Genomic DNA, 10269 nt, shown 5'->3' with positions numbered 1-10269 from the left:
GGAGAACGCGACCCTGAATTCGTTGGCTGTTAAGTGCAGAGGTCGTAGCGGCAAAGCCTTTGAAACGTTGCGCTATCTGCTGCCGTGCAGCGAGTCGAAAGACGCTTCATTTGAAGGTAATGGCGGAAGGGGTGGGATTCGAACCCACGGTAGACTTGCGCCCACGGCAGTTTTCAAGACTGCTGCCTTAAACCGCTCGGCCACCCTTCCTTGCCGCGCCGTTCATAGCGGCGTTGGCGCGCTGATGAAAGCGCGATTTTGCCCACGCGCCCAGCAGATGACGGTGCCGCCTCAGGCGGCGACACGCACCCGCTTGATGAAGGCATTGAGTGCGGCATCTATATTTTCCGCACAGGCCGACAATTGCTCGGATGTCTTGCCGAGCGAGGTCACGGAATTCTGGGTCGACTGGGCGCCGGACACGACATTGCCGATTGACGTTTTGACGATGCTCGTCTGGCCACTTGCGTCATCGATGGCGCGGGCGATTTCGGTTGTGGATGCCTGCTGCTCATCGACGGCGGCAGCGATGGCGGTCGCGATCTGCTTCATGGTTCCGATCGTCTCGCCGATAGAGCCGATGGCGTCCACGGTCTGGCCGGTGGCCTGCTGCATGCGGTTGACCTGTGCGGCGATCTCTTCGGTCGCCTTGGCGGTCTGACCCGCGAGTTGCTTGACTTCGGAGGCCACCACCGCAAAGCCCTTGCCGGCTTCGCCCGCGCGCGCCGCCTCGATCGTGGCGTTCAGCGCCAGCAGATTGGTCTGGTTGGCGACATCGTTGATGATGTGCACGACATCACCGATCTTGCGGGCGGCTTCGGCCAGCTGACCGATCTGGTTCGATGTATTTTCTGCTTCCTGCACCGCCTTCTGCGCCACTTGCGAGGAGGATGATGTCTGGTGGGCAATCTCGCCGATGGAGGCACCGAGCTGCTGGGCGGCGTTGGCGACGGCCTCCATGCTGTTTGCCGCTTGCGTTGTCGCCCCGGCTGCCGACCCGATTGTATCGTTGACGGCTGTGGCGGCGTTGCTCAGCTCGTTGCGGTTGAGCAGAATGTTGCGAGCGACCTGTTGAGTTTCGCGGATCTGCCGGGTCATGTTCGCTTCAAATTCGTGAATGGCGTCGTCGAGTTCCTTGGCACGATTACCGCGCTTTTCGGCGTCTGCAAGACGGTCGCCTTCAGTGGCACGAGCCGATAACGCCTTGTCGCGCAGGACACTGACCGCTCTCACGAGCGCACCGATTTCATCAGCACGGCTGGTGTGTTCAATCTTTATGTCGAGATTGCCAGCGGCCACTTCTTTCACTGCGTCTGTCGCGCACAGCAACGGCTTCAGCCCGATGCGCACCATGACAAATGTCGCCACGGCCATGATCGCCATGCTGAAGAGGCTGAACAATCCGAGGTTGAACATGAGCGCATATAATTGCTCGGAAAATTTCTCGGTGGGGACGCCGACATAGAGGATGCCCTTGACCTTGCCGTCCTCGCCCAGGAACGGCTGATAGGCAGTATAGAAGGAGCGTCCGAACAGGACTGCCGGACCGTAATACGGCTTTCCCTGGTTCACAAAGGCTTGCGCGGGATGATCGGGCGCCAAAGCGGTGCCGACAGCCCGGTCGCCATTTTCCTTTTTGACATTGGTCGTGCGGCGAATGAAGGTGCCTTTATCGTCCACCAGGAAGATCGTCGCAGTGCCCCCGACCGACAAGGTGGTGTCGTCAACGATGCCGTGATCAGCGAAGTCCGGCAGTTTCGACATCCGCACCTCGGCTACCCGCGCGCCCTCAAAACTGATCTTCGCTTCCGGATAGGAATCACGGAGCTGAACTGTCAGCGTCCGCAGATTGGTCTCGGCTTCCATTCTGGCGCGATCGACGTTGGACTGCATGAGCATGTACCAACCAAGACTGGCCGACATCACTGCGGATGTCGCGAGAAGAAAAAACACGCACAGAAGTGATTTGGCCGTCAGATTCAACCGCGACAGCAGACTTAACATTCGCAACCTCATCCTTATTTTGAATGGTCGATTTTTAATGATGATCAATCGCTTGAATTTGCTGAAGAATGGTTAATTTTGGATTGGAGGCTGTAAAAAATCGAGTGGTGCCCGCCGGATCAAGCACAACATCCAATGCGGGACTGGTGTCGTAGGATGACTGCAGAAGAGGGAGGATGTGATGCGTTTTCGGGTTTGCGCGGTGCTCGGCATTTTTGCTCTTGCGACGGCAGGCTTTGCGCAGTCGCCGGGCGACACACCCATTTCGGGTCGCGATATCAAACCCCTCATAGAAGGGCGCCGGATCTATCTAAAAGTACCCGCTGGCGGTGAATTTCCACTCTATTACCGCCCTGGCGGCGTTGTTGACGGCACCGGCAAAGCTGCCGGCCTTGGCATTTTCGCGCGTGTCAGCGATGAGGGTAAATGGTGGGTGAGTGGTGATCAGCTCTGCCAGCAATGGCAGACATATGAGAATGGCAAACGCTTCTGCTTCCGCCTCTACCAACGCGATGACGGGCAGCTGTCCTGGCACCGCGATGATGGGCTCAAGGGGCTGGCTCGCATCGGTAGCTAAGGCTTGTCGGACGCAAATTTGTCAATTTGCTGAGCCATCTCATCTGCCGGTCGTTTCGCGATTCGTAAAGATGCCGGCTTGATTAACCGAATTGTAATCACTTCAGGTCGATTTTCGTGACAGCGGGCTTCATCCGTCACGGAGCCGCGCGCGTTCGGGTGTTTTGCGTGATTGGTTTTATCAGAATGTCTTTGCAGTCCCGACGGCGCGCTATGGCGGGCTGTTCTGTTGCCATGATCGCGCTGACGCTTGCGGCATGTTCCAATCCAGCCCGTCAGGAAACAGCAAAAAAAGGCTTCTCTCCGAGCGAATACGGCGTTGCCGCCAGCAAGCGTGTCGTTGAGCCGGGCACGCCGGTGCCGCGCGGGGGAGGGGTCTACCGTGTCGGCAAGGCCTACAAGGTCCGTGGCAAATCCTATCAGCCCAAATTCGATCCAAGCCATGATGAGGCCGGGGTCGCGTCCTGGTACGGCGATGATTTTCACGGGCGGCGGACCGCGAATGGCGAAGTCTACGACATGCATGCCTTCAGCGCGGCCCATCGCACGCTGCCGCTGCCCTCTTACGTCCGTGTGACCAATACAACGAACGGGCGTTCGGTTGTCGTGCGCGTCAATGATCGCGGTCCATTTCACAGCGATCGCATTATCGATCTGTCGAAACGCTCTGCCCAACTCCTCGATTTCCATGGTCGCGGTGTTGCCCGTGTGCGGGTCACGTATGTCGGCGCAGCGCCGCTTGATGGCAATGATGATTGGCTGGTGACGACGGTGAAGGCCAATGGTGTGCCGGTGCCGCCGCAGGAGGTTGCGCGGCTAGCCCCCATTCCCGACTGGGCGGTCCATCCGGTCGGGCAGAAATCACCGATCCAGCTGGCGCTCGCCGATACGCTGGCGCCCTTGCCGCAACCACGCCCGCGTGAGGAGCCGGTGCAGCTTGCCTCGGCTGGTGCGTTTGTCCCGACATCGGCGCCCCGGCCGGCACCGCTGGCCGCCACACCCCAACCGCCCGTTCCGGCGCTGGCAGCGCCTGTCAACGCCCCGGTGATCCTCGCTTCAACCGCGCCGGCGGTGCTGTCGGGGGATCATGAGCGCAAGGGCGGTCAAAGGCTCATATTCGGCGTCAATGCGGGGTCGTTCCGCGATCCAGCCGAAGCATTTCGTATCCGCGATGGTCTGTCCCCCCTGGGGCAAGCGGTGGTCGACCCTGTCAATGTCAGCGGCATCACCTTTTACCAGGTGCGGCTCGCGCCTCTGTTCGGTCAGCCGGCGGCTGAAAAGGCCGTCGAGAGTGCGCGAAAACTGGGCGCTGTATCGGCACGCATATTGCCGTTGTAAACCAGTAGAACGTCGATTGCCGCCGCTACCCAGGCTTGGTACCTTGGCAAATGGTGGGTACCGGGGGGTCAATGAATCGATCTAAGCTGACGCGCCTTTCAGCGGTTGCCCGGCTCGTGACGTTGTCGTGGGGTGTTCTCGTTGCGCCGGCGCTGGCCATTGCCGCAGGTCCGCCTGCCCCAGCCGGCGGTATCGACACCAGCGCTGAATTCGCCATCATGGTCGACGCCGATACGCAGACCGTCCTCTATGAGAAAAACGCCGACCGGCTCATGGCGCCCGCCTCGATGGCCAAGTTGATGACACAGGAAGTCATTTTCAACGAAATCGCCAATGCCCGCCTTACCATTGATACGGAATTTTCTGTCAGCGAATATGCATGGCGCACCGGTGGTGCGCCCTCCGGCGGCTCCACCATGTTTGCCCAGCTCAACAGCCGCATCAAGGTTGGGGATTTGCTGAAAGGTGCGATCATCGTTTCGGCCAATGATGGCTGCATCGTTCTGGCTGAGGGCCTTTCCGGTAACGAGGCGGCCTTTGCGTCGCGCATGACAAAACGGGCGCGCGAACTCGGATTGACGCAGTCAATCTTCTCCAATTCGACCGGACTGCCCGATCCGGGGACGCGGATGACAACGCGGGAACTGGCACGGCTTGCCGTTCACATCATTAAAACCTATCCGCAATTTTACCCCTGGTATGGGGAGAAACAGTTTCAGTGGAATGTGCGCAAGGCGCAGGAGAACCGCAATCCGTTGTTGCGCGAAGTGCCGGGAGCGGATGGGCTCAAGACGGGCTCAACGAGCGAATCGGGCTTCGGGCTTGTCGGATCGGTCCGGCGCGACGGGCAGCGTCTGGTCGTGGTGGTGAACGGCCTCAAAAACAGCAAGGAGCGAGCAAGTGAATCGCGCAAGCTCATCGAATGGGGGTTCCGGTCCTTCCGCAGCCGGATGCTGTTTGCCAAAGACGATATCGTCGGCGAGGCGCGCGTCTTCGGCGGCGCAAGCGGCTATGTGGCGCTGACGCCCAGGGACGATGTCCGCGTCCTGGTGCCGCGCGAGGCTGATCCGCGCGATCTGAGAGCGCGCGTCGTTTACAGCGGGCCGCTGCGCGCACCCATCGCCAAGGGTCAGGAAGTGGCAAAATTGCAGATATACAACGGTTCGGTTCTGGCAACGGAGCGGACGCTGATCACGGCGGAAGATATCGGCCATGGCTCACTGCCGCGCAAGGCCGTGGACGGGGCGTGGGAGCTGGTGAAGAGCCTGTTTCGGAGACATTCGTGAAACCGACATTGCGTGGTCGTCCCGGCGTCTTCCTTACGCTCGAAGGAGGCGAGGGGGCTGGCAAGTCGACTCTTGCCCGCGGGTTGGCCGAGCGGGCGCGGGCGGATGGCGTTGACGTTGTGGTGACACGTGAGCCTGGCGGCACGGCGGGCGCGGAAGCGGTTCGTCACGTCGTTCTCTCCGGGGCTGCAAAGCGCTTCGGCGCCTTCGGCGAAGCGCTGCTGTTTGCGGCCGCGCGGGCTGATCACGTGCGCGCGGTTATTCGCCCCGCTTTGGCGCGCGGCGCCCTCGTTATCTGCGACCGGTTCAGTGATTCAACGCGAGCCTATCAGGGGATCGCTGGCGGTCTTGATCATGACATTCTCCATGCGCTTGAGCGCGTGGCGATCGGCTCAACCGGTCCCGACCTCACGCTGATCCTCGACATTGATCCACACGACGCGGTAGCGCGTCGGCATCAACGGGCTGGCACCGGGGATCGTTTCGAAGATGAAGGTTCAGCCTTTCATGTGAAGCTGCGCGAGGCTTTCCGCCAGATCGCCAGGGACAATCCGCAGCGATGCCGGCTCCTTGATGCCGCGCAGAGCAAAGACAAGCTTGGCGCTGAAGCCTGGGGGCTGGTTGAAGGTGTGCTGGCAGCCCGGACAATGGCAGTCCACGCGTGACACGTGATTTTGTCCTGCCAGAGGATGTGGACGCGATCGCCGATGTGGCGCTGCCGCGCGCCAATCAGCTGCTCTTCGGTCATCACGAGGCAGAGCAATCCTTCCTCACATCGTTCAATGCCGGCCGGCTGGCGCACGCCTGGCTGATTGGTGGCGAGGAAGGGGTTGGAAAGGCGACGCTCGCCTTTCGTCTGGCGCGCCACGTCCTTGCGCAAAGTATTGCGCCGGAGCGACGCAGAGATGTCGATCAGGCTATTGCAACGCTCTCTCATCCTGACCTGGTGGTGATAAGGCGGGCCATTGATCAGAAGCGCAACGTCATCCGTCCTCAGATCAGGGTGGAGGATGTCCGCAAGGCCATGCAACGCGTCGTTACCACGTCGACCGGCGATGGATGGAGGGTGGTCATCGTCGATACGGTCGACGATTTCAATGATTATTGCGGCAATGCGCTTTTGAAGACCATCGAAGAGCCACCGGACCGCGTGCTCTTTTTCCTGCTGGCGCATCGACCGGGAAAAGTTCAGGCGACCATCCGCTCGCGGTGTCGCCGTCTCACGCTGGCGCCTCTGTCAGATGGCGCGATGCAGCAGGCCGTGACGGCGCTGCTGCCGTCGGCTGCGAGCGACGTGGTTGCCGCAAGCATCCGCTATGGTCATGGATCGCCCGGCAGAGCTTTACGGCTTATCGCCAAGAACTGGCTTGAGCTTGTTGATGATATGGACCGCCTTTTTGACAATCTGGGAGCGATGAGCGCACGCGATCTGGCGGCGTTCAGTGACCGCCTCGAGGGGCGCGCCAAGGATGACGCGTTTCGCCTGTTTCGTGAAACTCTCAGCGGATTTATTGCAACCAGGGCAGCGAGCTTGACACGTCGAACTGATGGAAGTGAGCGCGCCGCACGCCTGGCTGCGGTCGGTCAATTCGCGGACGCCCAGTTTGCTTCCGGCACCACCTTCAACCTGCCGCGTCGGCATATGATTATCGCCTATCTGGAGGAATTGCAGCGCGCGCTCTAGGGTCAGGCCCCAGACACAGAGCCGCTTGACAGCCGCCCTTGGCAACGCGAGGAGTTGGGTATGTCGAACAGCTTCTACATCACTACCGCCATCTCATATCCCAATGGTCCGCCGCACATCGGCCATGCCTATGAATTGCTGGCAACCGACGCGATTGCCCGCTTCATGAGGCTGGAGGGAAAAGATGTCTTTTTCCTCACAGGGACTGATGAGCATGGGCAGAAAATGCTCCAGACTGCTGCCCGCGAGGGCATTCCGGTGCAGGCGCTCGCCGATCGCAACGCGGCGCGCTTTGCCGAGATGGGACGCGCGCTCAACGTCTCGAATGACGCTTTCATCCGCACGACCGAGCCGCGCCATTACGCGGCCTCGCAGGCGTTGTGGAAACGCATGGAAGCGGCCGGTGATATCTATCTCGACAGCTACAAGGGCTGGTACTCGGTTCGTGATGAAGCCTATTACGATGAAAGTGAAACGACACTGCATGACGACGGGATCCGCCGTTCGGCCAGCGGTACGCCGGTTGAATGGGTGGAGGAGGAGAGTTACTTCTTCCGCCTGTCGGCATTCGGCGACCGGCTGCTGGCTCATTATCGCGACCATCCCGATTTCATCGCGCCCGAGAGTCGGCTGAACGAGATCGTCTCGTTCGTAAAGTCGGGTCTGCAGGATCTGTCGATCTCGCGCACGACGTTTGACTGGGGCGTGCCGGTGCCGGGGGCGCCAAAGCACGTCATGTATGTGTGGATTGATGCGTTGACCAATTACCTGACCGGGGTGGAAGCGCTGGCAGGCGGGGAGAGGGCACGGTACTGGCCGGCCGACGTGCATATCATCGGCAAGGACATCGTGCGTTTCCACGCAGTCTACTGGCCAGCCTTCCTCCTGTCAGCGGGCGTGGCGCTGCCCAAGCGTGTCTTTGGTCATGGTTTTCTCAATGTACGTGGCGAGAAGATGTCGAAATCGGTTGGCAACGTCGTTGACCCGTTTGACCTCGTCGCGCGTTACGGCGTCGACGCGGTGCGGTATTTCTTCCTGCGCGAGGTCGCCTTCGGCCAGGACGGTACCTACAGCCATGAGGCGATCGTCAACCGGCTCAATGCCGATCTTGCCAATGATCTGGGCAATCTGGCGCAACGCTCGCTGTCGATGATCGCCAAGAATTGCGGCGGCGTGCTGCCGCCTCCCGGTCCGTTGACGGCTGCCGATGAAGCGATCCTCGCATCGGCCTACGCCCTGCCTGGCGCGGCGCGCGCGGCGATGAAGGATTTTGCCCTCCACACCTATCTCAATGCGGTGTGGGCGGTGGTGGCCGACGCCAATCGTTATTTTGCGGCAGCCGAGCCGTGGGCATTGCGCAAAAGCGATCCGGCGCGCATGGGCAGCGTGCTGTGGGTGACGGCTGAAGTGTTGCGTGTGATCGCCATTCTGGTGCAGCCGGTGGTGCCGGCCGCAGCTGGCGCCTTGCTGGATTTGCTGGCAGTGGCGCCGGAGGAGCGCAGTTTTGCTTCGCTGGGGCAGGGGCATGCCCTTAGAGGCGGCACGGCTCTGCCTGTACCTCACGGCATATTTCCGCGCTATGTCGAGGAGAGCGAGGGAGGCACATCGCGTTGAAGCTGATCGACAGCCATTGCCATCTTGATTTTCCTGATTTCGCCGATGACATCGCCGGTGTTCTGGAGCGCGCTGGCGCAAATGGGGTGACCCGTCTGATCACGATCAACACAAGGGTGCGGCGCTTTCCGGCATTGCTGGCGCTTGCCGAGCGCCATCCCGGCGTATTCTGTTCGGTAGGCACTCATCCGCACAATGCCGGCGAGGAAGACGGCATCACGGCAGCCGACATTGCCGCTCTGGCGGACCATCCCAAAGTGGTGGCGATTGGCGAAGCGGGTCTTGATTATCATTACGACAAGGCGCCGCGCGAGGCGCAGGCGAGGGGGTTTCGTGCCCATATTGCGGCTGCGCGCCTGACGGGCCTGCCCCTGGTCATTCATGCCCGCAATGCCGATAACGACGTCGCCAGCATATTGGAAGATGAGTATGCCAGGGGGGCGTTCACTGCCGTTCTTCACTGCTTTTCCAGCGGCGCTGATCTGGCGCGGCGCGGTCTTGCGCTCGGGCTCTACCTCTCGTTTTCCGGCATATTGACGTTCAAAAACACCGATGAACTGCGCATGATCGCGCGTGAGGCGCCTGCAGACCGCCTCCTGGTTGAAACCGATGCGCCTTATCTGGCGCCAGGCAGATATCGTGGCAAGCGCAATGAGCCTGCCTACGTGGTCGAGACAGCCAAGGTACTGGCGGAGCTGCGCGGCATCAGCCTTGAGGCGCTCGCCGTGACGACCAGCCGCAATACGGAGCGCTTGTTTTCCAAATTGACAACGGACGAGCTTATTTCTGTGGCTGCGGCATGAGCTACGATATAACCATTCTTGGCTGCGGTTCGTCAGGCGGTGTGCCACGTGTTGCCCTTGGCTGGGGCGCCTGTGATCCGGCTGAGCCAAAAAACCGCCGCCGTCGCTGTTCGATCCTGGTGGAGCGTCGTGGCGAGGGCGGCACAACCCGCGTCCTTGTCGACACGTCGCCGGATATCCATGGTCAGCTTGTCGATGCCGGCGTCGAGGCGCTGGACGCGGTGCTGTTCACCCACGAGCACGCCGACCATACGCACGGCATCGATGATCTGCGCGGTCTGGTGCTCAGGCGGCGTTCGCGCCTCGATGTCTACAGCGACGAGGCAACCGCCGAAATATTGCACCTGCGATTTGGCTATTGTTTTGCTACACCGCCTGGCAGTGATTATCCGCCGATCCTCAACGACCGGCGGCTCCATCATAATCGCGACGTCGTCATCAACGGCCCGGGTGGTCCGATCACCGCTACCTCCATCCTCCTGCAGCACGGCACCATTCCGGCGCTCGGCTTTCGGTTTGGTGCCATCGCCTACACGCCCGATGTCAGCGCCATCCCCGATATGAGCCTCGGGCTCCTCAGTGATCTTGATGTGTGGATCATTGATGCCTTGCGGCCCAAGCCGCACCCCAGTCATTTCTCGCTCGATGAAGCGCTCGCATGGATCGACCGCCTGAAACCGAAGCAGGCGATCCTCACCAACATGCACAGCGACCTCGATTACCGCCAATTACTCGCCAGCCTGCCAGCGCATGTAGTGCCGGCCTATGACGGGATGCGGATAACGCCCGAATAAATGCCGCAACGGCGCAGCATCCTCCGCTTAAGGTCATAGGGCGGCGATAATAAAATGTTCCATAATATATCTTATGCGAATTTGATATTGCGCCGTTCTGTTGTGGCAATCTGCGGGAGCGGCGACGTCAACGCCTGCGCGCTCGAATGTTTCGTTTTTCTGGTGCTTTT

9 protein-coding genes and 1 tRNA gene are annotated in these 10269 nt (G+C 60.6%); 8 read left to right on the top strand and 2 right to left on the bottom strand.

The features are described from left to right. Nucleotides 1–120: 120 nt before the first annotated feature. Together ACINK1_RS08985 and ACINK1_RS08980 are read right to left on the bottom strand one after the other, a co-directional pair. Nucleotides 121–210 (bottom strand) — tRNA-Ser (locus ACINK1_RS08985). A gap of 81 nt (nucleotides 211–291) precedes the next feature. Continuing rightward, nucleotides 292–2004 carry a methyl-accepting chemotaxis protein gene (locus tag ACINK1_RS08980; RefSeq protein WP_376800805.1) on the bottom strand — a complete coding sequence of 571 codons (1713 nt, stop codon included), beginning with the start codon at nucleotides 2002–2004 and terminating at the stop codon, nucleotides 292–294. Nucleotides 2005–2185: 181 nt separating this feature from the next. Between ACINK1_RS08980 and ACINK1_RS08975 the strand changes: the two genes are divergently transcribed. From ACINK1_RS08975 to ACINK1_RS08940, 8 genes are all read left to right on the top strand, one after another. Next, entirely contained in the window at nucleotides 2186–2581 is a 396-nt protein-coding gene (locus ACINK1_RS08975; RefSeq protein WP_376800806.1) for a hypothetical protein, read from the top strand. 212 nt (nucleotides 2582–2793) lie between these two features. Then, on the top strand, nucleotides 2794–3918 hold the full coding sequence (locus ACINK1_RS08970) for a septal ring lytic transglycosylase RlpA family protein (protein ID WP_376800807.1): 1125 nt from the start codon (nucleotides 2794–2796) through the stop codon (nucleotides 3916–3918). A gap of 71 nt (nucleotides 3919–3989) precedes the next feature. Then, complete coding sequence (locus tag ACINK1_RS08965) at nucleotides 3990–5204, top strand: D-alanyl-D-alanine carboxypeptidase family protein (protein WP_376800809.1); 1215 nt, start codon at nucleotides 3990–3992, stop codon at nucleotides 5202–5204. Continuing rightward, nucleotides 5201–5869, top strand: coding sequence for a dTMP kinase (gene tmk / locus ACINK1_RS08960; RefSeq protein WP_376800811.1), 669 nt, complete (start codon nucleotides 5201–5203; stop codon nucleotides 5867–5869). Before ACINK1_RS08965 ends, tmk begins: the two co-directional genes overlap by 4 nt. Then, on the top strand, nucleotides 5866–6888 hold the full coding sequence (locus ACINK1_RS08955) for a DNA polymerase III subunit delta' (protein WP_376800812.1): 1023 nt from the start codon (nucleotides 5866–5868) through the stop codon (nucleotides 6886–6888). Before tmk ends, ACINK1_RS08955 begins: the two co-directional genes overlap by 4 nt. A 60-nt stretch (nucleotides 6889–6948) precedes the next feature. Continuing rightward, complete coding sequence (metG, locus tag ACINK1_RS08950) at nucleotides 6949–8502, top strand: methionine--tRNA ligase (protein WP_376800814.1); 1554 nt, start codon at nucleotides 6949–6951, stop codon at nucleotides 8500–8502. Then, entirely contained in the window at nucleotides 8499–9305 is an 807-nt protein-coding gene (locus tag ACINK1_RS08945; RefSeq protein WP_376800816.1) for a TatD family hydrolase, read from the top strand. Before metG ends, ACINK1_RS08945 begins: the two co-directional genes overlap by 4 nt. Continuing rightward, on the top strand, nucleotides 9302–10099 hold the full coding sequence (locus ACINK1_RS08940; protein ID WP_376800817.1) for an MBL fold metallo-hydrolase: 798 nt from the start codon (nucleotides 9302–9304) through the stop codon (nucleotides 10097–10099). Before ACINK1_RS08945 ends, ACINK1_RS08940 begins: the two co-directional genes overlap by 4 nt. Nucleotides 10100–10269: the final 170 nt, after the last annotated feature.

The organism is Raskinella chloraquaticus (SeqCode) (genome assembly GCF_021731865.1).
Classification (GTDB): Bacteria; Pseudomonadota; Alphaproteobacteria; order Rhizobiales; family UBA4765; genus Raskinella; species Raskinella chloraquaticus.
This window is presented reverse-complemented; position numbering and strand designations above follow the sequence as displayed.

Excerpts from the sequence above, each read along its gene's own strand:
- metG (WP_376800814.1), top strand. The coding sequence starts at position 6,949 with ATGTCGAACAGCTTCTACATCACTACCGCCATCTCATATCCCAATGGT.
- ACINK1_RS08980 (WP_376800805.1), bottom strand. The coding sequence starts at position 2,004 with ATGTTAAGTCTGCTGTCGCGGTTGAATCTGACGGCCAAATCACTTCTG.
- ACINK1_RS08965 (WP_376800809.1), top strand. The coding sequence starts at position 3,990 with ATGAATCGATCTAAGCTGACGCGCCTTTCAGCGGTTGCCCGGCTCGTG.
- ACINK1_RS08970 (WP_376800807.1), top strand. The coding sequence starts at position 2,794 with ATGGCGGGCTGTTCTGTTGCCATGATCGCGCTGACGCTTGCGGCATGT.
- ACINK1_RS08975 (WP_376800806.1), top strand. The coding sequence starts at position 2,186 with ATGCGTTTTCGGGTTTGCGCGGTGCTCGGCATTTTTGCTCTTGCGACG.
- ACINK1_RS08940 (WP_376800817.1), top strand. The coding sequence starts at position 9,302 with ATGAGCTACGATATAACCATTCTTGGCTGCGGTTCGTCAGGCGGTGTG.